This window comes from Streptomyces pilosus, from assembly GCF_014649835.1.
GTDB classification, from domain to species: domain Bacteria; phylum Actinomycetota; class Actinomycetes; order Streptomycetales; family Streptomycetaceae; genus Streptomyces; species Streptomyces pilosus.
The window spans coordinates 951,116-972,294 of the sequence record NZ_BMTU01000001.1; the positions used below are offsets into that span (position 1 = coordinate 951,116).

A 21,179-nucleotide genomic window follows, 5' to 3' on the forward strand; every position below is an offset into this window, starting at 1 on the left:
GGTAACGGAATGGACACGGCCGCTCGGCCGCCGGACCGTTCGGACCGCTCGAGCGACCAGGAGGGGCCCGTGCAGCTGCGGCGTGGGAGGACGGCGAACGCCAGGAGGGCCGCCCTCGCGTTCGCCGTCCTCGCCGGAACCCTGGGGACCGCGCCGGCCGCCGTGGCGGCGCCGCCCGCGCCCGGCACGGCCGCCTCGCCCACCGCCGACCCGGTGGCGGCCGCGGAGCCGTCCGTGTGGCCCCGCCCCCACTCCCTGCGCGCGAACGGCGCCCCGGTCGAGGTGACCGGGGAGGTCGCCCTGGTCACCGACCGGACGGCCGATCCGTACGCCGTGGAGGCGCTGCGGGAGCTGCTGCGCGAGGCCGGGGCACGCCGGTTCACCGCCCCCGGCGCACCGGTGCCCGAAGGGGCGCTCGTGGTGCGGGCGGGGACGGAACGCGCCCCGAACGACCCCCGGCGCGCCCTGCCGGCCGGCGGCTACACGCTGACCACGGGACGGGGGGCCGTCTCCCTCACCGGCGCGGACGGCGCCGGACTGTTCCACGCCGTGCAGACCCTGCGGCAGCTGCTGCGCCCGGACGGCACGATCGGCGCCGTCGTCGTGCGCGACTGGCCGGGCACCGCCGTACGCGGCGTCACCGAGGGCTTCTACGGGACCCCCTGGACCCACCGGCAGCGGCTGGGCCAGCTGGACTTCATGGGCCGCACCAAGCAGAACCGGTACCTCTACGCACCCGGCGAGGACCTGCTGCGCCAGGCCCGCTGGCGGGAGCCGTACCCGGCCGAGCGGCGCGCGGAGTTCCGGGAGCTGGCCGAGCGCGCGCGGCGCAACCACGTCACGCTCGGCTGGGCGGTCGCGCCGGGGCAGGCGATGTGCTTCGCCTCCGAGCAGGACCTGCGCGCGCTGACCCGCAAGCTGGACGCGATGTGGGCGCTGGGCTTCCGCGCCTTCCAGCTGCAGTTCCAGGACGTCAGCTACAGCGAGTGGCACTGCGGGGCGGATGACGACCGGTTCGGGTCGGGCCCCGAGGCGGCGGCCCGCGCCCAGGCGCACGTGGCGAACGGGGTGGCCCGGCACCTGGCGGACCGGCATCCCGGGTCCGTCCCGCTGTCGCTGATGCCCACCGAGTACTACGAGGAGGGATCGACGTCGTACCGGCGCTCCCTCGCGCGGGCACTGGACGAGGGCGTCGAGGTGGCGTGGACCGGGGTCGGGGTGGTGCCGCGCACCATCACGGGCCGGCAACTGGGCGAGGCCCGTGAGGCGTTCGGGCACCCGCTGGTGACCATGGACAACTACCCGGTGAACGACTACGCCCCGGGCCGGATCTTCCTCGGCCCGTACCAGGGCCGCGAGCCGGCCGTCGCCGCCGGTTCGGCGGCGCTGCTCGCCAACGCGATGGCGCAGCCCGAGGCGTCCCGCGTCCCGCTGTTCACGGCCGCCGACTTCGCCTGGAACCCGCGCGGTTACCGCCCCCAGGAGTCCTGGCGGGCCGCGATCGCCGACCTCGCCGACGGTGACGCCCGCCGCGAGCAGGCGCTGACCGCGCTCGCCGGGAACGTCTCCTCGTCGGTGCTGGGCGGCACCGAGTCGGCGTACCTGCGGCCGCTGCTGGAGGACTTCTGGCGGACCCGGCCGACGGCGCGCGGGACGCGCGAGCCCGACGCGGCCGTCCGGCTGCGCGCGGCCTTCACCGCGCTGCGCGACCTGCCGGGCTGGCTGTCCGGCACCGCCCTCGGCGCCGAGGTCGCCCCGTGGTCCGAGGGTCTGGCCCGGCACGGCGAGGCGGGTACGACGGCGCTGGACATGCTGGACGCCCAGCGGACCGGGGACGCGGCCGCCGCCTGGTCGGCGTACCGGAAGCTGGGCGAGCGGCGGAAGACGGCCGCGGCGGCGCGCGTGACGGTCGGCGAGGGCGTGCTGGACCCGTTCCTGAGCCGGGCGCAGCGGGCGTACGAGAGCTGGGCCGGACTCGACCGGGAGCCGTCCGCCGGCGGCGGGCCCGACCTCGGCCTGCCGCGCGCCCGCGTGATCGACACCGTGACGGTGCTCACCGACCCGGGCACGCGGGGGACCGTGGAGGCACGTGTGCCGGGTGAGGGGTGGCGCCGGCTCGGGACGCTGGCCGAGGGGGGCGCCACCGAGCTGCGGGGCGGCGGCCGGCCGGTGGACGCGGTCCGTGTCACCGGCGCCGGTCCCGACCGGGTGCGCCACCTGGTCCCGTGGTTCGCGGACGCGCCCGCCGCCTCCGTCGGACTGCCCGGCGACCGCGCGGACGCCGACATCGGCGGCACCCGCCGGCTGACGGCCACCCTCGGCTCGCTGCGCCCCGGCGAGGTGCGCGGCAGGCTGACCGTCGAGGCCCCGGAGGAGCTCGAGGTGCGGGTGCCCCGCCAGGCCCTGACCGCCCCGCGCGGTACGCCGCTCGAGGTGCCCGTCGAGGTGACCGTGAAGCCGGGGACGCCCGTCCGGGACTACGAGGTCAGGTTCGGCTTCGGCGGCGCGACCCGCACGCTGACGGTGCACGCGGTCCCCCGCGTCGGCGGCCCCGACCTGGCCCGCGGCGGCCGGGCGAGCTCCTCGGCCGACGAGACGCCCGACTTCCCCGCCCCGGCGGCGAACGACGGCGACCCGGAGACCCGCTGGTCCTCCCCGGTGGAGGACGACGCCTGGTGGCAGGTCGACCTCGCACGCCCGGTGCGGCTGGGAAAGGTGGCGCTGCACTGGCAGGACGCGCACCCGTCGGCGTACCGCGTGGAGGTGTCGGCGGACGGCCGCAACTGGCGCACGGCGGCTCGGGTCCCTGACGGCCGGGGCGGCCGGGAGAACGTCCGCATGGACGAGCCGGACGTCCGCCACGTCCGCGTCCAGGGCGAGAAGCGCGCGACCCGGTACGGCTATTCGCTGTGGTCGGTGGAGGCCTACGCGGTCGCGGACTGAGGGCTTCCCCTTGTGTCGGTTCCGGGCGGCCCGGGCTTCACTATTCACTCGGTACATATACTCAGTACATACTGATGTCCATGAGCACCCGTCACATCCTGCTGGGCCTGCTCGCCTCGGGGCCGAGCCACGGCTACGACCTCAAGCGACGCCACGACGCACGCTTCCCGCAGGCCCGTCCGCTGGCCTACGGGCAGGTCTACACGACGCTGCAGCGGCTGGTCCGGGACGGTCTCGCCGAGGTCGAGGGCACCGACTCGGACGGCGGCCCGGAGCGGACCGTCTACCGCGCCACGGACGAGGGTGTGCGGGAACTGTCCCGGTGGGCCGGGGAGATCGCCCCGCCCGCGCCGTTCGTGACGAACGAGATCTTCGCCAAGGTCGTGGTGTCGATCCTGTCCGACGGTGACCCCGCCGGGTACCTGCGCGCCCAGCGCGCCGCCCACATGGACCGGATGCGGGAGCTCACCGCGGTGAAGACGGCGGGGGGCGCCGACCTGGCGACCGTGCTCTCGGCCGACTTCGCCCTCAACCACCTGGACGCCGACCTGCGGTGGATGACGACCACGGCGGCCCGGCTCACCACCCTGACCGCGGAGGTCGACACGGCATGAACCACGGGGACAACACGGCGGGAGGGCTGCTCACGGGCCGCCGTCTGGTCAAGGCGCACGGCAGGACCGAGGCGCTGCGGGGCGCCACCGTCACCCTGGACGCGGGCGAGATCCTCGCGGTGACGGGCCCCAGCGGGAGCGGCAAGTCGACGCTGGCGCACTGCCTCTCCGGCATCACCCGCCCGGACGCCGGCTCCGTGACGTACGCCGGTCGGCGGCTGGAGGAACTGCCCGAGAAACGGCTGAGTGAGCTGCGCCGCACCGAGTTCGGGGTGGTGTTCCAGTTCGGCCAGCTGATTCCGGAGCTGACCGCGGCGGACAACGTGGCGCTGCCGCTGATGCTGGCGGGGGCCGGCCGCGCGGAGGCGCGGGCGACGGCCGGGGAGTGGCTGGAGCGGTTCGGGGTGCGCGGGCAGGAGGACTCACGGCCGGGGGAGCTGAGCGGAGGGCAGGCGCAGCGGGTGGCGCTGGCCCGCGCGCTGGTCACCGGGCCCCGGGTGGTGTTCGCGGACGAGCCGACGGGGGCGCTGGACTCGCTGGCGGGCGAGCAGGTGATGACGGCCCTGGTGCACACGGTCCGCGAGACCGGCACGGCGGTGCTGCTGATCACGCACGACGCGCAGGTGGCCGCGTACGCCGACCGTGAGGTGCGGCTGTGCGACGGGGTCGCGGCGCCGCAGGGGGCGGCGGCATGACGGCGTCCCTCCTCTCCGACCTGCGGCTGGCGTGGCAGCTCACCCGGGGTGCCGGCCGGCGCGAGTGGTGGCGGACCGGGCTCACCGCGACCGGGGCGGCGCTCGCCACCGGGTTCGCGCTGGCGGCCGGTGCGCTGGCCTCGCTGCGCGGCGGCCACCACTCCGATTCCCTCGCCGGGGGGCTGCTCGGCGAGCCCGGTACGCGCGCCGGGGTGATCCTCGCCCTGCTGCTGCTCCTCGTCCCGGTGCTCGGCTTCCTCGGGCAGTGCGCCCGGATCGGGGCCGTGCACCGCGACCGGCGGCTGGCCGGGCTGCGGCTGGCGGGGGCGACCCCGGGGCAGGTGCGGCGGATCGCGGCGCTGGAGACCGGGCTCGCCTGTCTGCTCGGGTCGGCGGTCGCGACGGCGGTCACGGTGCCGGTCCTGGTGGGGGCGTGGGAGCGGCCTCCGGCGCTCACCTGGGTGGTGCTCGCCCTGATCGCGCTCGCCGTGCCGGTGCTGGGCGCGGCGGCGGGCGCGCTGGCGCTGCGCCGGGTGGTGGCGTCGCCGCTGGGGTGGGTGCGCCGCGTCGGTCCGGCACGTCCGGGGCGCGGGCCGGGGCGGCTGTTCCTGGCGGCGCTGCTGCTGGTGGCGGGGGTGGCCCTGCTGGCGGCGGTCACCGCCTCGGGCACGCCGCGCGGCCCGTCGCTGTGGCGGACGCCGATGACGGTCTTCGGCGCGCTGCTCGCGGTCGGCGCGGGCTCGGTGTGGCTGTCCGGGGCCGCCTGCCGCCTCGTGGGGCGGACGCTGGCGGTGCGGGCCCGCTCGGCGGCGACGCTGATCGCGGCGGAACGGCTGCGCGACGACCCGTGGGCGGCGGCCCGCACGCACGCGGCGGTGCTGCTGGTGACGGTCGCGGGCACCGGGTTCGTGAGCGTGCGGCACATCGTGACGGAGGCGCTGCGCGAGGACCGGCACCGGCTCGCGGAGAGCGTCTCGTACTACACCACCGGGCTGGACCTCACCGGCGCGGCGATCGCGGTGGGTCTGCTGATCACCCTGTCCGCGCTCGCCGTCGGCACGGCCGAGTCGCTCGCCGTCCGCCGCAGCGGGCTGGCCGCGCAGGTGGCGGCGGGCGTGCCGCGGGCGGTGCTCGTCCGGGCGCTGCTGCTGGAGACCGCCCTGCCGCTGGCACCGGCCCTGCTGGTGGCGGGCGTCGGCGGACTGGCGATCGGGGCCGGATACTCCTCGCTCACCGCGTCCGGCGCCCTGCCGTGGTCCGCCCTGCTGGTCCCGCTCACGGTCTACGCCGCCTGCCTCCTGGCCTCGGCCACCGCCCTGCCCCTGCTGCGGCGCACGGTCCGCCCGTCGGAACTGCGCCACACCTGAACCGGCCCACGGGGACACCGCCGGCCCGCTCCCCGCCGGGCCGCCGGCGCCCGCGGGGGGGGGGTCAGGCGGAGAGGCCGTCGATGCGGGCCATCGCGTCCGCCGCCCCGTACGGCTGGAGGTACGGCAGCCAGCGCGGGTCGCGGTGGCCGGTGCCGATGATGCGCCAGGCCAGACCGGTGGGCGGGGCGGGTTTGTGGCGCAGGCGCCAGCCCAGCTCGATCAGGTGCCGGTCGGCCTTGACGTGGTTGCAGCGGCGGCAGGACGCGACGACGTTGTCCCAGACGTGCTTGCCCCCTCGGCTGCGCGGGATCACGTGGTCGACGCTGGTTGCGACGCCACCGCAGTACATGCACCGGCCCCCGTCACGGGCGAACAGCGCCCGGCGGGTGAGGGGAACGGGCCCCCGGTAGGGGACCCGCACGAAACGCTTGAGCCGGACCACGCTGGGTGCGGGGACGGTGACGGTCGCGCTGTGCAGATGGGCGCCGGTCTCCTCGAGGCAGACTGCCTTGTTCTCGAGGACGAGCACGAGCGCGCGGCGGAGCGGTACGACGCCGAGTGGCTCGTACGACGCGTTGAGGACCAGGACATGCGGCACGGACGGCCTCCTTGTACGCCGGCGGCGCGTGGCTCGCGCCGGGACGATCCGTAGTCAGTTTCTCCTCATGCCTGGTGGAAGCGCCACCATGTCCCGGTAACGGGCTGGGAGTGTTTTCGACCACATCCCGATGCATCCCCAGGATCATGGCCTGTTCAAGCACGGGTGAGCACGGTCTCTTCTTCCCGGAGCGAGCCGATCCCTTCACAATGCCCCGTTAGTGTGGTGGTTCTGCCCGTCCGGTGACCCGATCGTGACCTTGCCGGACTTGACCGCCGCGGCGGGGGCAGATCGTGCTCCTGGAGGTACCTGTCGTGTCCTTGTCCGCCGTCCTGTCGGCCGCCGATCCGTCGCCGACGCCCTCGGAGTCCGGGACCCCCGTGGTGCCCTCGCTCAAAGACGCCCACGAGAGCGCCACCAACGCCGCCGGCTGGGTCGAGGAGAACTGGTCGACGTGGCTGGCGATCGGCCTCAGGGTGCTGCTGATCGTGGTGATCGCGGTGGTCCTGAGAGTGGTGGTGCGGCGGGCGATCACGAAGCTGGTCGACCGCATGTCCCGCACCGGCCAGGCGGTGGACGGCACGGCGCTCGGCGGTCTGCTGGTCAACGCCGAGCGGCGCCGGCAGCGCTCGCAGGCCATCGGCTCGGTCCTGCGCTCGGTGGCGTCGTTCCTCATCCTGGGGACCGCCGCGCTGATGGTCCTCGGCACCTTCCAGATCAACCTGGCTCCGCTGCTCGCCTCGGCCGGTGTCGCGGGTGTGGCCATCGGTTTCGGCGCGCGCAACCTGGTGACGGACTTCCTCTCCGGCGTCTTCATGATCCTGGAGGACCAGTACGGCGTCGGCGACAGTGTCGACGCGGGCGTGGCGTCCGGCGAGGTGATCGAGGTCGGGCTGCGGGTGACCAAGCTGCGCGGCGACAACGGGGAGATCTGGTACGTCCGCAACGGCGAGGTCAAGCGCATCGGCAACCTGTCCCAGGGCTGGGCGACCGCCAACGTGGACGTGACGGTCCGCTCCGACGAGGACCTGGACCGGGTGAAGGCCACGCTGACCGAGGTCGCCGAGCGGACGAGCAAGGAGGAGCCCTGGAACGAGCTCCTGTGGAGCCCGGTCGAGGTGCTCGGCCTGGACTCGGTGCTGCTGGACTCCATGGTGGTCCGTGTCTCGGCGAAGACCATGCCGGGCAAGTCGCTGACCGTGGAGCGGGAGCTGCGCTGGCGCATCAAGCGCGCCTTCGACGCGAACGGCATCCGCATCGTCGGCGGCGCCACGGCCCTGGAGGACGCGCCGCCCGCCGATCCGACGGCCGGCGTCGCGGCCCCGTCCGCCTACGCGAGCACCGTCTCACCGCAGTCGATGGCGGCGTCCCCGCTGCCCCCGCCGAACATCACCAAGTAGGCGCGGCCACCGTGAGGGCGGCACCCGGGCGTCCCGGGTGCCGCCCTCACGCGTCCCTTTCCGCGTCTCCCCTTGACGCCCCCTCCGCACGGACATACGTTCACCTGGCCCAACAGGAAACTTTCCTAACAGTGCCGGGCGGGCGCCGCGGCCGGGATGGACGTCCCGCGCCGGCCGCTGAGAGGCTGGAGCCGAGGAAGGGCAGGTGTCGCACCCCATGGCAGGAACCGCCGGTCCGCCGGGCACCCCGCGCGTGCTGCGCGCCATGAACGACCGCACCGCCCTGGACCTGCTGCTGGAGCACGGCCCGCTGTCCCGCTCCCGGATCGGCCGGCTCACCGGCCTGTCCAAGCCGACCGCCTCCCAGCTCCTGGCCCGCCTGGAGGCGGCCGGGCTGGTCCTCGCCACCGGCACCACCGAGGGCCGCCCCGGCCCCGGCGCCCAGCTGTACGAGGTCAACCCGGCCGCCGCCCACGCGGCGGGACTGGACGTCTCCCCCCGGCGGATCCGCGCCGCCGTCGCCGACCTCACCGGCCGCACGGTCGGCCGGTACGAGCTGCCCACCCCGGGCCGCCGCTCCCCCGCACCCGCCGTCCAGCAGGTCACCGACGCCCTGGACGGCGCGGTGAAGGCGGCGGGGCTGTGCCGCTCCGACATCCACCACCTCGTCATCGGGACACCGGGCGCCTTCGACCCGAACACCGGACGCCTGCGCTACGCCTCCCACCTCCCCGGCTGGCACTCCCCGGCCCTCCTCGACGAACTGGCCGCCGCGCTGCCGATGCCGTTCGCCTACGAGAACGACGTCAACCTGGTCGCCCTGGCCGAGCAGCGGCGCGGCGCGGCCCGCGACCACACCGACTTCGTCCTGCTGTGGAACGAGGAGGGCCTGGGCGCCGCCCTGGTGCTCGGCGGCCGGCTGCACCGGGGCTGGACCGGCGGCGCGGGCGAGGTCGGCTTCCTGCCGGTGCCCGGCACACCGCTGGTCCGCCAGGTCGGCAGGGCCAACAGCGGCGGCTTCCAGGAGCTGGCCGGCGCCCAGGCCGTGCCCGTGCTCGCCCGCGAACTGGGCGTCCAGGACATCCCGCCGGGCCCGTACACCGAGCAGGCGGCCGCCCTCCTCGCGCGCGCCGCCGCGTCCCCGCCCGGCGACGGACCCGAGCACCGCCTCCTGCGGGCCTACGCCACCCGCCTGGCCACCGGCCTCGCCTCCCTGGTCTCCGTCCTCGACCCCGAACTCGTCGTCCTGAGCGGCACCGGCCTCACCTCGGGCGGCGAGGTGCTGCGCGCCCTGGTCCAGGCCGAACTGGAGGAACTGGCCGCCCCCCGCCCCCGGCTCGTCCTGGGCGACGTCCGTGAACACCCCGTGCTGCGCGGCGCGCTGGAGAGCGCGCTGGCGGCCACCCGTGACGAGGTCTTCGACACCTCCCGCTGAAACGGCGTCCCCGTGACGGTGTCGTCCGCGCCGCACGCGTCCGCCGAGGCCAGCCCGCTCACCGATGTGAAGGGACAGCAGACAGCACATGAAACTCACCGTGGTCGGCGGAGGCTCGACCTACACCCCCGAACTCGTCGACGGCTTCGCCCGCCTGAGGGACACCCTCCCCCTGACCGAGCTGGTCCTCACCGACCCGGCGACGGACCGCCTCGACCTGATCGGCGCCCTGTCCCGCCGCATCCTCGCCCGCCAGGGCCACCCCGGGACGGTCACCACGACCGCCGACCTGGACGCGGCGGTGGACGGCGCGGACGCGGTCCTCCTCCAGCTCAGGGTGGGCGGTCAGGCGGCCCGGCAGCAGGACGAGACCTGGCCCCTGGAGTGCGGCTGCGTGGGCCAGGAGACCACCGGCGCGGGCGGTCTGGCCAAGGCGCTGCGCACCGTCCCGGTCGTCCTCGGCATCGCCGACCGCGTCCGCCGGGCCAACCCGGACGCCTGGATCATCGACTTCACCAATCCGGTGGGCATCGTCACCCGGGCCCTGCTCCGAGCCGGCCACAAGGCCCTGGGCCTGTGCAACGTGGCCATCGGCCTCCAGCGGAAGTTCGCGGCGCTGCTGGACACCGACCCGGCCGGCGTCCACCTGGACCACGTGGGGCTCAACCACCTCACCTGGGAGACGGCGGTGCGCCGGGGCGGCCCGGACGGCGAGGACGTCCTCCCCGCCCTCCTCGCCGCCCACGGTGACACGATCGCCGCCGACCTGCGCCTCCCCCGCCCCCTGCTGGACCGCCTGGGCGTGGTTCCGTCCTACTACCTGCGCTACTTCTACGCGCACGACGAGGTCGTACGGGAACAGCGCACCAAGCCCTCCCGGGCCGCCGAGGTGGCCGACATGGAACGCCGCCTCCTGGCCCTGTACGCCGACCCCGGCCTCGACGAGAAGCCCGCCCTGCTCTCCCGGCGCGGCGGCGCCTTCTACTCGGAGGCCGCGGTGGACCTGGCCGCGGCCCTGCTCCGGGGCGCCGGCTCCCCGCACCAGGTGGTCAACACCGCCAACAACGGCACGCTCCCCTTCCTCCCCGACGACGCCGTCATCGAGGTCCAGGCGGCGGTGGGCCCGAAGGGCGCGAGCCCGCTGCCCGTCCCCCCGGTCGACCCCCTCTTCGCGGGCCTGATGGCCGGCGTCACCGCCTACGAGGACCTGGCCCTGGAGGCGGCCCTGCACGGCTCCCGGGACCGCGTGTTCCGCGCCCTGCTCGCCCATCCCCTGATCGGCCAGTACGCGTACGCCGACCGGCTCACCGACGAACTCGTCGCCCACAACCGGGAGTACCTCACGTGGGCCTGACCGCGGGCGTCCTCGCCATCGACGCCGGCAACAGCAAGACGGACGTCGCGGTGATCGGGTCCGACGGGGCGGTGCTGGCGGCGGCCCGCGGCGAGGGCTTCCGCCCCCCGGCGGTGGGTCTGGACACCGCGATGGGCACCCTCACCGGCACCGTCGGCCGGGCCCTCGCCGACGCGGGCGCCACGGGTGTCCTGCGCGTCTCGGCCTGCCTGGCCAACGCCGACCTGCCCGTCGAGGAGGAACAGCTGACCGCGGCGCTGGCCGCGTGCGGCTGGGGCGGGACCGTCGCGGTGCGCAACGACACCTTCGCGGTCCTGCGCGCGGGGGTCGATGAGCCGCGGGGGGTCGCCGTCGTCTGCGGCGCGGGCATCAACTGCGTCGGCATGCGCCCCGACGGGCGCACCGCGCGCTTCCCGGCGATCGGGCGCGTCTCCGGTGACTGGGGCGGGGGCTGGGCGCTGGCGGAGGAGGCGCTGTGGCACGCGGCCCGCGCGTCGGACGGACGCGGCGGGCCGACCGCCCTGGCGGACACGCTGCCTGCGCACTTCGGGCTGTCCGGCATGGCCGGGCTGATCGAGGCACTGCACCTGGGGCACGTACCGCGGGCGCGCCGGCACGAGTTGACCCCGGTGCTGTTCGCGACGGCGGCGGGAGGCGACGGGGTCGCGCGGGCGATCGTGGCGCGGCAGGCGGAGGAGATCGTCACGATGGCGGTGGTCGCGCTGACCCGGCTGTCCCTGCTGGACGAGGAGACGCCCGTGGTGCTGGGCGGAAGTGTCCTGGCGGCACGGCACCCCCTGCTGGACGACCGTGTCCACGCCCTCCTCGCCGAACGCGCACCGAAGGCGGTGCCCCGGGTGGTCACGGTGCGGCCCGTGCTCGGGGCGGGGCTGCTGGGGCTGGACGCCCTGCCCGCCCCGGCCTCCGCGCACGCGCGCCTGCGCGGGCACTACGCGTCGTAGCGGGGGCCGAGCCCCCGCCCGGCGCCGCGGGCGTGACCGGAACCGAACCGGACTCCCGGGCGTGTTCCTCGGCGGGGCTGGGGACGGCGAGGGGCGGAATTCCCGGGCGGGGCTGGGGACGGCGAGGGGCGGAATTCCCGGCAATCGGGCCGCAATCGGATCAAGATCGTGCCAAGGCCGGTGCACATGTCGGCCCCGGCGGCGATACTTGCCCGGAGGAATGACCATGGGGGAGGTCACGTGACACACACGCCGCACAGCCCGGCGCCACCGGGCCATGCCGCGCCCGCGCCGCCGGCGGCACCGCCCCGGCACCGCCCCGCCCCCACCGCCGCGTCCACCCCCGGGGCGCCCCCGCCCCCCGCCGTCCGCCGGACCGCCTTCGCCGAGGGCGTGGACCGCCTCCGCAGGGCCGCCACCACGGAGCCCGGCCGTCTCCGCGTCATCGGCGCGGTCCTGGCCGCCCTCGTCCTCGCGTTCGGCGCGGTGACGGCATGGCAGATGACCGACCGCGCCGCGGCCGCCGACGACGTCCTCACCGGCAGCCAGCCCCTCACCTCCGACGCCGCCGACATCTACCGCTCCCTCGCGGACGCGAACACCGCGGCGTCCAGCGGCTTCCTGGCCGGCGGCCAGGAGACCGCGGCCTCGCGGGACCGCTACGAGAAGGACATCCGCACCGCCGCCGGCAAGCTCGTCAACGCCGCGGCCAACTCGGAACCCGGCTCGTCCTCCGCGGAGACGATCGCCGAACTCAACCGCCTGCTCCCCGAGTACAAGGGCCTGGTGGAACGCGCCCGCACGTACAACCGCCAGGGCTACCCCGTGGGCGGCGCCTACCTGCGGTACGCGAACGAGAAGATGCAGAAGGAGATGCTCCCGGCGGCCGAGGAGCTGTACACCACGGAGAGCCGGCGCCTGCGCTCCGACTACGCGGACGCGACCCCGTACCCCTGGGCCGCGATCGCCCTCGGCGTCCTCGCGCTCGCCGCCCTCGGCTGGGCCCAGCGCCGCACCTACCTGCACACCCACCGCGTCTTCAACCACGGCCTCGTCGCGGCGACGGTGACCGCCGCCGTGGTGCTGCTCTGGCTGACGGCCGGCCACACCCTGGCCCGCTCCGGCCTGCACGACTCCTACGACCACGGCGTCCGCTCGCTCGACGTCCTGCACGACGCCCGCATCGCCTCCCTGAAGGCGCGGGGCAACGAGAACCTCACCCTGGTGGCGCGCGGCGCGGAGACGACGAAGGTGGGCGAGGAGACCTTCGACGCCTACGACCACGACTTCGGGCGCGACATGGACACCCTCGCCAAGGGCCTGGCCCGCGCCGAACGGCTCGCGGACGACGACAGGGGCACCAAACCGGTCTCCTCGGCGGTGAGCGACATGACCGAGTGGAAGAAGCGTCACGCGGCCGCGCGCGAGCAGGACGAGAACGGCAACTACCAGCAGGCGCTGGACATGGTGATCGGCGCCGAGGGCGCGACGGGCGAGTGCTTCGACAGCGTCGACCGGAACCTGGCCGCGGCGCTGGCGCACGAGGAGACGGAGTTCAGGCAGGCGGCGGGCGACGGCAGGGACGCGCTGACGGGTCTGCCGCTCGGCGCGGCGGCCTGCGCGGTGCTGGGTGCGGCCGGCGCGGTCCTGGGCATCGGCCGCAGGCTCTCGGAGTACCGATGAACACGCGCGTGCCGGACCCGCAGGGGGCGTTCGGGCCGGAGGAGGCGACGAGGATGACCGCACCGCACCCGCGGACCCGCCCCAAGGGCTGGGGCGGGGTGGGCGCGATGGCGACGGCCTGCGTCCTGGCCCTGGTCTTCGCCCTCGTCCTGACCTGCACCGGCTCCCAGGGCCGCAGCCCGGCGAAGACCACCGGTGAGTCCGTCTCCCACGCCGAACGGGCACAGGCCGACGAGGAGTGCACGGCCCCGGAGAAGCAGACGCTGGCCCCCTCCGCCGCCGACGGCCCCACCATCGCGGCGATCAAGAGCCGCCGGGGCGAGAAGCGCAAGCTGATCGTCGGCGTGGACCAGAACAGCTACCGCTGGGGCTACCGGGACCCCAACAGCGGGGAGAGCGGCAGGCTCGAGGGCTTCGACATCGACCTGGTGCACCGCATCGCCGAGGACATACTCGGCGACCGCGACGCGGTGCAGTTCAAGGCCATCCCGACCGACCAGCGCATCCCGGCGATCCAGGCCGGCCGCGTCGACATGGTCGTCCGCACGATGACGATCAACTGCGCGCGCATCCGGGACGTGGCGTTCTCCGCGCCGTACTTCAAGACGGGCCAGCAGGTCCTGGCCCCGAAGTCCTCGCCGGTCACCGGGTACGACGCGAGCCTGGCGGACCGGGAGATATGCACGGCGGCGGGCTCCACGGCGTACTCGACGCTGGAGGCGGACCGGAAGACGGGCCGGCTCCCGGAGTCGGCCGACATCGGCACGACGGTCCCCAACCAGCTGGACTGCCTGGTGCGTCTGCAGCTCGGCGAGGTGGACGCCGTCGTCACGGACGGGGCGCTCGCGGCCAGCCAGGCCGCGCAGGACCCGACGGTGGAACTCAAGGGCGCGGCCTTCACGACCGAGTACTACGGCGTGGCGATGAAGAAGGACGCGGACGACCTGGTCCGCCGGGTCAACCGCATCCTGGTGGACTTCCGGGGGGACACCGCGGGCGGCTGGGAGTCCTCGTACGCGAGCTGGCTGTCGGCCACACTGGGCCGCGACTCCGCCGCGTCGAAGCCCCCGGCCCCCCAGTACCTGCGCACGAGCTGACCCCACCGCGCCACCCGCCACCCCACCCCGACCTCACCCCAACCACACCCGCGACGACTTCCCAGCGAGAGGTGATCGATGGCCGACACGGATCCCACCGGGCCGGTGCTGGACCGGGACGAGGTGGACCGTGCGCTGGCGCGGCTCGGCGCGGAGCACGAGGCGATCGAGACCTCACTCCTCGCCCTGCAGGACCACGCGGGCCGGAGACTGCTGGAGGGCGCGCAGCTCACCGGGCTCACCGCCGAGCGCTGGACGACCACGGAGGCGTCGATCACGCTGCTGTGGACCTGCTTCGACGCGTACACGGACGTGCTGCGCACCGCCCGGGACATCCGCTCCCGCCGCCGCTGGTCCAGCCGCGAGGACCTGGCGGAGCTGACGGAGCTGCTGCGCGGCGAGCCGGTGACGCTGGCGGGCGGCGCGTCGGCGGCATCGGGCGCGCCCCCGGCCCACGGCGCCCCCGGCAGGCTCAGCGAGCGCTACTCCCTCGCGGGCCTCGTCGACCGCATGAACGAGCTGTACGCGACCTCGCTGGACATGGTGGTGGCCGCGGACGCGGTCTGGTCGGCGCTGCCCGCCCGGATCGATCTACTGGCCGCCGAACTCCACCGCACGAGCAGGCTCGCGCACTCGGTCGGGGTGCGCCCCGGCGAGCATCCTGCGGGCGACGACCTGGAGCGCATCACCCGCACCCTGACGAAGCTGCGCGAGCAGGTGGTGTCCGACCCGCTGGCGTTCTGGAAGCCGGCGGAGGGCAGTTCGGCGCCGGGCGGCGGCAGGCCCGACACCACGGTCTACGACCGCGAGGCGCGCGCCCTGGAGGACGTGCGCCGCGAGATCGACGCGGTGCTGACGGTCCGGCAGGACGCGGAGAAGCGCATCGTGCGGCTGCGTGACGTGCTGTCCCGCGCCGACCGCACGCTCGCCGAGGCGCGCACCGCGCGCGGCGAGGTGCTGGCGAAGATCGCGGCGACGGAGGTGCCGGTGGTGAGCGGGCCGCCGACGGCGCTCCAGGAGCAGCTGTCGACGGCCGCCGAGTACCGCCGGCACGCCCAGTGGCACCGCCTGTCCCCGCTGCTGGAGTCGCTCGAGCAGAAGGCGGAGGACGAACTGCTGCGCGCCCGGGAGTCGTTGACGGCGGTGACGGCACCGCTGGCGGTCCGCGCGGAGCTGCGCGGCCGGCTGGACGCGTACAAGGCGAAGGTGGCCCGGTACGGTCTCGCGGAGGACTCCCTGCTGGTGGAGCGGTACGAGAAGGCGCGCCGCATGCTGTGGAGCGCGCCCTGCGACCTGCGCGCCGCCGAGCAGGCGGTGCTGCGCTACCAGCAGGCGGCCGCGGAACTGCTCGGCGGCACCCCCCGGGTGCCGGACCAGGGCGGGCCCGAGGACCGGAGGGGGCCGGGCGCATGAGCGAGCAGGGGGAGGCGGGGTCATGACCGAGCCGGAGCGGCGGGAGCCCGGGACGGGCCGGGCCGCACAGGCCTGCCAGCGCCCCGAGTGCGGGGGCACCTACGAGGACGTGGGCGGCGGCGAGCTGTACTGCGACACCTGCGGCCTCGCCCCGGTGGTGTCACCGACGGGTCTGGTCGCCTCGCCCCCGACCGGCGTCACGGTGGGCGGCCGTGACTCGCGCGGCTCGGCGGGCAGCGGACGGTCCGCTGGCAGCGGCCGCAGCTCGCGCACCTCGTCGCAGTCGTCGAGGTCCCGGCGCTCGGTCTCCGGGCGGCTCTCCCGTTCGGTGTCGGGCCGGGCCTCGGGCCGTTCGGTGTCGGTACGCAGTTCCGGCACGGGCGCCGGCTCCTCCACCCGGGGCCGCCTGGGTGCCGGTCTTGTCCAGGTGCCGCCGATCCCGCGCCCCGATCCGCGCGGGATGGTGCTGGACGAGCCGGAGGTGCCCGAGCGGAAGCGGTTCTGCTCGCGTTCGGACTGCGGGGCGGCGGTCGGCCGGGCCCGCAACGGCAGACCGGGCCGGACGGAGGGGTTCTGCACCAAGTGCGGTCACCCCTACTCGTTCGTGCCGAAGCTGCGCTCCGGGGACGTGGTGCACGGGCAGTACGAGGTGGTCGGCTGCCTGGCGCACGGCGGCCTGGGCTGGATCTACCTCGCCGTGGACCGGGCGGTGTCGGACCGCTGGGTGGTCCTCAAGGGCCTGCTGGACACCGGTGACCAGGACGCCATGGCGGCGGCGATCTCCGAGCGGCGCTTCCTCGCGGAGATCGAGCACGCCAACATCGTGCGGATCTACAACTTCGTGGAGCACCTGGACCAGCGCACCGGCTCCCTCGACGGCTACATCGTGATGGAGTACCTGGGCGGCAAGTCGCTGAAGGAGATCGCCAACGCCCGCCGCACACCGGAGGGCAGGCGTGACCCGCTGCCGGTGGAGCAGGCGTGCGCGTACGGCATCGAGGCGCTCGAGGCGCTCGGCCACCTGCACAGCCGGAACCTGCTCTACTGCGACTTCAAGGTCGACAACGCCATCCAGACCGAGGACCAGCTGAAGCTGATCGACATGGGCGCGGTGCGCCGGATGGACGACGACGAGTCGGCCATCTACGGCACGATCGGCTACCAGGCGCCCGAAGTCGCCGAGGCGGGCCCGTCGGTGGCGTCCGACCTGTACACGGTGGCCCGTACGCTCGCCGTCCTCACGTTCGACTTCCAGGGGTACACGAACGTGTTCGTGGACTCGCTGCCGGACCCGGACAACATCGAGGTCTTCCGCCGGTACGAGTCGTTCTACCGGCTGCTGGTGCGCGCCACCGACCCGGATCCGGCGCGCAGGTTCGCCTCGGCGCAGGAGATGACCGAGCAGCTGACGGGTGTGCTGCGGGAGGTCGTCTCACTCCAGTCGGGCCGGGCCCGCCCCGCGCTCTCCACGCTGTTCGGACCGGAACTGCGGGTGACGGACGCGGAGTTGTTCCCGGCCCTGAACGGGGACGTGTCCCGCCTGGGTGCCAGGGTGCCGCGCCCGCGCAGGGAGCGGCAGGCCCTCGCCGCGGCGGGCGGCGCCCCGGCCGCTCCCGTCCCCGCCACGGCCCCCGCGGCCGTCGTCAGGCCCGTCGACTGTGCCCGCGCGGCCCTCGCCCTCCCGGTGCCGCACGTGCATCCCGCCGACCCCAACGCGGGCTTCCTCGCGGGTCTGCTGACGTCCGCTCCGGGTGAGCTGATCAACGCGCTGGCCGCCGCGCCCGCCCCGTCGGCGGAGACCAGGCTGCGCGAGATCCGGGCCCGGCTGGAGACCGGCGAGCGGTCCGTCGCGCTGGAGGCGCTGCGCGCGCTGGAGGAGCGGGACCCCGACGACTGGCGGGTGGTCTGGTACCGGGGCGTGGCCGCGCTGGTGACCGGCGACCACGAGGGCGCCGCGCTCGCCTTCGACGCGATCTACGACGCCTTTCCGGGTGAGATCGCCCCGAAGCTGGCGCTCGGCCTGTGCGCGGAGGTGCTGGGCCAGTTGGACAACGCGGCCGAGTACTACCGCCTGGTGTGGTCGACCGACCCGAGCTTCGTGAGTGCCGCGTTCGGGCTGGCCCGGGTGCGGCTGGCGGCCGGGGACCGCGTCGGCGCCGTACGGACGCTGGAGTCGGTGCCGGAGTCCTCCATCCACTACACGGCCGCCCGGGTGGCGGCCGTGCGGGCCCGGCTGCGGGGGCGTGCGGCGGTGCCCGGTGACGTACCGTTCCTGGACGACCTGGCCGCCGCCGCGGGCCAGGTCGAGGCCCTGGAGGCGTACGGTCTGGATCCGGCACGGCGCGAGCTGTTGTCGGCCGAGGTCCTCGGCTGCGGGCTGGACTGGGTACTCTCCGGGGGCCAGGGTTCCGCCCCTCCCGCCGCCGGGGGACGGACGCTGCTCGGCAGCGGCCTGGACGAGCGGGGCCTGCGCTTCGGCCTGGAGCGTTCGTACCGCACGCTGGCCCGGCTGGCGCGCAGCGGCGAGGAGAGGATCGACCTGGTGGAACGTGCCAATCGTTACCGCCCCCGGACATGGGTGTAGTTGATGTCGCAGATGCCTCAGCAGGCCGCTCTGTCGAAGTGCCCGAGCTGCGAGGAACCCCTCGAATCGGGTGATCGTTTCTGCGGTGCGTGCGGATACGACCTGTCGGTGGTGCCCGCACGGCCGCACGACGAGCCGACGATCGCCCTCAACGGTTCGGTGCCGCCCCAGGCGTCGGCGGAACGTCCCCGGACGCCGTCGGCGCCGCCCGCGGCCCCGGCCTGGCCCGCGCCCGGGCCGGACGGCTCCGTCGACGGGCCGCCGACCCATCAGCCGACGGACGTGCCCGGGACGAACTCGGACGGATCGCCGCTGTCCGGCGGGCCGGCCGCCCCGGCCGCACCCGCGGCTCAGCCCGACGCCCCGGTCCCACCCGCGGCTCCGCCGGCCGCCGGGCCCCCCGCGGCGCCGCCTCCGCCCCCGCCGTCCGCGCCCCCGGCGCCGTCGTCCGGTGTGCGTTTCGACCGCCGCGCGGAGCCGGACGCGTCCCCGGCGCCCGGCCCCGAGGGGCGTCCCGGCGGCGGCCACGATCCGGCGCAGCCCGAGGAGTACCCGCTCCAGGCGCCCGACCCGCGGGTGACCTCCGGACCGGACCGGCAGACGGCCGCCGGTGGCACGGTGTGCGTGGCGTGCCGTGCGGGCAGGGTGGACGAAGACGGCTACTGCGAGAACTGCGGCCACGCCCAGCCGCGCGAACGGGACCACATGGAACAGGAATGCGGCCCCCTGGCCGCGGTCAGCGACCGCGGCCTGCGCCACCACCGCAACGAGGACGCCTTCGGCATCGGCACCGCGACGCTGCCGGACGGCTCCCCCGTCTCCGTGGCGATCGTCTGTGACGGCGTCTCCTCGGCGACCCGCCCCGACGAGGCCTCCATGGCCGCCTCCCGCGCGGCGACCGAGTCGCTGCTGGCGGCCCTGCCGCGGGGCACCCACCCGCAGCAGGCGATGCACGACGCGATCATCGCCGCCTCCGACGCGGTCAACGCGCTGGCCGACGAGCCGGCCCCGGCCGACCGCGAGAACGCCCCGCACCAGAACGCCCCGGCGTGCACGATCGTCGGCACGGTGGTGGCGGCGGGCCTGCTGGTCGTCGGCTGGGTCGGCGACAGCCGCGCCTACTGGGTACCGGTCGACCGCTCCGCGCCGGCGGCCCGGCTCACCGAGGACGACTCGTGGGCCGCCCAGATGGTCGCCGCGGGCCTGATGGGCGAGGCCGAGGCGTACGCCGACCACCGCGCCCACGCGATCACCGGCTGGCTCGGCGCCGACGCCTACGAGCTGGAACCGCACACCGCGTCCTTCAAGCCGGACCGGCCCGGGGTGATCGTGGTCTGCACGGACGGCCTGTGGAACTACGCGGAGTCGGCCGACGAGATGGCCCAGGTCGTGCCCGCCGACGCCGCCGTGCGCCCGCTGCACAGCGCGCGGGTCCTGGTCGGTCACGCCCTCGACGGCGGTGGCCACGACAACGTAACAGTGGCCCTCGTACCGTTCCCGGCCGTCCCCCAGGGGGCAGGATCGGCCTGAGGCCGCGTGAGGGGAGCCCCTTGCGGGCTCCCACGGGGAAGCCTCGACGGACCGGAGGGGACCGGTCCGTCATCCGTCGTCGCCCCGCGCCGCCGGGGCACCCGAGGGGGATCGAACAGGCATGGCCATCTTGTCGAAATCGAACGTGCCGCAGTTCTCGGTGGACGTGTACCAGAACGAGTACCTGCCGGAGGGCGGCCGCGAGGTCAACGCCATCGTGACGGTGACGGCGACCGGCGGCGGCACCATCGGCAGCGCGGTGACGGCGCCCCACCTCTTCTCCCCGGGCGAGGGACCGTCGGCGGCCGTGGTGCTCATGGTCGACTGCTCGGGTTCGATGGACTACCCGCCGACGAAGATGCGCAACGCCCGGGACGCGACGGCCGCCGCGATCGACACCCTGCGCGACGGCGTGCACTTCGCGGTCGTCGGCGGCACGCACGTGGCCAAGGAGGTGTACCCGGGGGGCGGCGGTCTGGCCGTCGCCGGCGACGCCACCCGCGAGGAGGCCCGGCAGGCGCTGCGGAAGCTGAGCGCGGGCGGCGGGACGGCGATCGGCACCTGGCTGGGTCTCGCCGACCGGCTGCTGGCGTCGGCGGACGTGGCGATCCGGCACGGCATCCTGCTCACCGACGGACGCAACGAGCACGAGTCGCCCGAGGACCTGCGGGCGGCCCTGGACGCCTGCGCGGGACGGTTCACCTGTGACGCCCGCGGAGTGGGCACCGACTGGGAAGTGAAAGAAGTCACAGGCATCGCCTCGGCGCTCCTCGGCACCGCCGACATCGTCGCCGACCCGGCCCGTCTCGCCGCCGACTTCACGCGGATGATGGAGACGGCGATGGGCAAGGAGGTCGCGGACGTCTCGCTGCGGCTGTGGACCCCGGTCGGCACGACCGTGAAGTTCGTCAAACAGGTCGCGCCGACGGTCGAGGAACTCACCGGCCGCCGCTCCGAGTCGGGCCCCCGGGCGGGCGACTACCCGCTTGGTTCCTGGGGAGACGAGTCCCGCGACTACCACGTCTGCGTGGAGGTCCCGCCCGCGGGCATCGGCCGGGAGATGCTGGCGGCCCGTGTCTCGCTGGTCATTCCGCAGCCCGGCGGGGAGGTGCGCAACCTCGGCGCGCAGGGTCTCGTACGGGCCGTGTGGACCGACGACATGGCCGCCTCGACGTCGATCAACCCCCAGGTCGCCCACTACACGGGGCAGGCCGAACTGGCGGAAGTCATCCAAGAAGGGCTGGACCTTCGCAAAGAGGGGAAAATGGACGGAGCAACGGCCAAACTGGGCCGCGCCGTTCAGCTCGCGAGTGCGTCCGGCAACGCGGATACTGCGAAACTGCTTGCGAAGGTGGTGGACGTCGTCGACGCCGCGACCGGTACTGTGCGACTGAAGGCGAAGGTCGAGGAGGCCGACGAGATGACGCTCGAAACTCGGTCCACCAAGACTGTTCGTGTAAAGAAGTGACCGGAAGTAATCGAGCCTGACCCCTCGGGGTTG

The 21,179-nt window shown here is 75.0% G+C and carries 15 protein-coding genes; 14 read left to right on the forward strand and 1 reads right to left on the reverse strand.

Annotation, left to right across the window (positions count from 1 at the left end; all coding sequences use genetic code 11):
• The first annotated feature begins 69 nt into the window (after nucleotides 1-69).
• The 4 genes from IE118_RS04280 (at nucleotide 70) to IE118_RS04295 (ending at nucleotide 5,619) form a co-directional block, all read left to right on the forward strand.
• Nucleotides 70-2,943, forward strand: a complete 2,874-nt coding sequence (locus IE118_RS04280) for a glycoside hydrolase family 84 protein (RefSeq protein WP_189555865.1) — start codon at nucleotides 70-72, stop codon at nucleotides 2,941-2,943.
• Nucleotides 2,944-3,023: 80 nt separating this feature from the next.
• A complete protein-coding gene (locus IE118_RS04285; protein WP_189555866.1) occupies nucleotides 3,024-3,557 on the forward strand; it encodes a PadR family transcriptional regulator in 534 nt (177 codons plus the stop codon).
• Nucleotides 3,554-4,252 (forward strand): ABC transporter ATP-binding protein, encoded by a 699-nt coding sequence (locus IE118_RS04290; protein WP_189555867.1) that lies wholly within the window; start codon nucleotides 3,554-3,556, stop codon nucleotides 4,250-4,252. The genes IE118_RS04285 and IE118_RS04290 overlap by 4 nt, the downstream gene beginning before the upstream one ends.
• Entirely contained in the window at nucleotides 4,249-5,619 is a 1,371-nt protein-coding gene (locus IE118_RS04295) for an FtsX-like permease family protein (RefSeq protein WP_189555868.1), read from the forward strand. The genes IE118_RS04290 and IE118_RS04295 overlap by 4 nt, the downstream gene beginning before the upstream one ends.
• A 64-nt stretch (nucleotides 5,620-5,683) precedes the next feature.
• Here the strand turns inward: IE118_RS04295 and IE118_RS04300 are convergent, their stop codons facing one another.
• Entirely contained in the window at nucleotides 5,684-6,220 is a 537-nt protein-coding gene (locus IE118_RS04300; RefSeq protein ID WP_189555869.1) for an HNH endonuclease, read from the reverse strand.
• A gap of 314 nt (nucleotides 6,221-6,534) precedes the next feature.
• Between IE118_RS04300 and IE118_RS04305 the strand changes: the two genes are divergently transcribed.
• From IE118_RS04305 to IE118_RS04350, 10 genes are all read left to right on the forward strand, one after another.
• On the forward strand, nucleotides 6,535-7,620 hold the full coding sequence (locus IE118_RS04305; protein WP_189555870.1) for a mechanosensitive ion channel family protein: 1,086 nt from the start codon (nucleotides 6,535-6,537) through the stop codon (nucleotides 7,618-7,620).
• 217 nt (nucleotides 7,621-7,837) lie between these two features.
• Entirely contained in the window at nucleotides 7,838-9,055 is a 1,218-nt protein-coding gene (locus tag IE118_RS04310; protein WP_189555871.1) for an ROK family transcriptional regulator, read from the forward strand.
• Nucleotides 9,056-9,143: 88 nt separating this feature from the next.
• Nucleotides 9,144-10,409, forward strand: coding sequence for a 6-phospho-beta-glucosidase (locus IE118_RS04315; protein ID WP_189555872.1), 1,266 nt, complete (start codon nucleotides 9,144-9,146; stop codon nucleotides 10,407-10,409).
• The gene (locus IE118_RS04320; RefSeq protein ID WP_189555873.1) at nucleotides 10,400-11,371 is read left to right on the forward strand and encodes an N-acetylglucosamine kinase; all 972 of its coding nucleotides are present in this window, start codon (nucleotides 10,400-10,402) and stop codon (nucleotides 11,369-11,371) included. Before IE118_RS04315 ends, IE118_RS04320 begins: the two co-directional genes overlap by 10 nt.
• A 240-nt stretch (nucleotides 11,372-11,611) precedes the next feature.
• Complete coding sequence (locus IE118_RS04325; RefSeq protein ID WP_189555874.1) at nucleotides 11,612-13,054, forward strand: GlnX family signal transduction membrane protein; 1,443 nt, start codon at nucleotides 11,612-11,614, stop codon at nucleotides 13,052-13,054.
• 53 nt (nucleotides 13,055-13,107) lie between these two features.
• Nucleotides 13,108-14,151, forward strand: a complete 1,044-nt coding sequence (locus IE118_RS04330) for a glutamate ABC transporter substrate-binding protein (protein ID WP_189555875.1) — start codon at nucleotides 13,108-13,110, stop codon at nucleotides 14,149-14,151.
• Between the two features lie 78 nt (nucleotides 14,152-14,229).
• Complete coding sequence (locus tag IE118_RS04335; protein WP_189555876.1) at nucleotides 14,230-15,564, forward strand: hypothetical protein; 1,335 nt, start codon at nucleotides 14,230-14,232, stop codon at nucleotides 15,562-15,564.
• Between the two features lie 22 nt (nucleotides 15,565-15,586).
• The gene (locus IE118_RS04340) at nucleotides 15,587-18,148 is read left to right on the forward strand and encodes a serine/threonine-protein kinase (RefSeq protein ID WP_189555877.1); all 2,562 of its coding nucleotides are present in this window, start codon (nucleotides 15,587-15,589) and stop codon (nucleotides 18,146-18,148) included.
• A gap of 3 nt (nucleotides 18,149-18,151) precedes the next feature.
• Nucleotides 18,152-19,678 (forward strand): PP2C family protein-serine/threonine phosphatase, encoded by a 1,527-nt coding sequence (locus IE118_RS04345; protein WP_189555878.1) that lies wholly within the window; start codon nucleotides 18,152-18,154, stop codon nucleotides 19,676-19,678.
• 121 nt (nucleotides 19,679-19,799) lie between these two features.
• Complete coding sequence (locus tag IE118_RS04350) at nucleotides 19,800-21,146, forward strand: vWA domain-containing protein (protein WP_189555879.1); 1,347 nt, start codon at nucleotides 19,800-19,802, stop codon at nucleotides 21,144-21,146.
• Nucleotides 21,147-21,179 lie beyond the last annotated feature (33 nt).

Bases quoted from the DNA above. Each gene is read 5' to 3' on its own strand.
- IE118_RS04340 (WP_189555877.1), top strand. From the start codon at position 15,587: ATGACCGAGCCGGAGCGGCGGGAGCCCGGGACGGGCCGGGCCGCACAG.
- IE118_RS04295 (WP_189555868.1), top strand. From the start codon at position 4,249: ATGACGGCGTCCCTCCTCTCCGACCTGCGGCTGGCGTGGCAGCTCACC.
- IE118_RS04335 (WP_189555876.1), top strand. From the start codon at position 14,230: ATGGCCGACACGGATCCCACCGGGCCGGTGCTGGACCGGGACGAGGTG.
- IE118_RS04350 (WP_189555879.1), top strand. From the start codon at position 19,800: ATGGCCATCTTGTCGAAATCGAACGTGCCGCAGTTCTCGGTGGACGTG.
- IE118_RS04290 (WP_189555867.1), top strand. From the start codon at position 3,554: ATGAACCACGGGGACAACACGGCGGGAGGGCTGCTCACGGGCCGCCGT.
- IE118_RS04345 (WP_189555878.1), top strand. From the start codon at position 18,152: ATGTCGCAGATGCCTCAGCAGGCCGCTCTGTCGAAGTGCCCGAGCTGC.
- IE118_RS04285 (WP_189555866.1), top strand. From the start codon at position 3,024: ATGAGCACCCGTCACATCCTGCTGGGCCTGCTCGCCTCGGGGCCGAGC.
- IE118_RS04330 (WP_189555875.1), top strand. From the start codon at position 13,108: ATGACCGCACCGCACCCGCGGACCCGCCCCAAGGGCTGGGGCGGGGTG.
- IE118_RS04310 (WP_189555871.1), top strand. From the start codon at position 7,838: ATGGCAGGAACCGCCGGTCCGCCGGGCACCCCGCGCGTGCTGCGCGCC.
- IE118_RS04315 (WP_189555872.1), top strand. From the start codon at position 9,144: ATGAAACTCACCGTGGTCGGCGGAGGCTCGACCTACACCCCCGAACTC.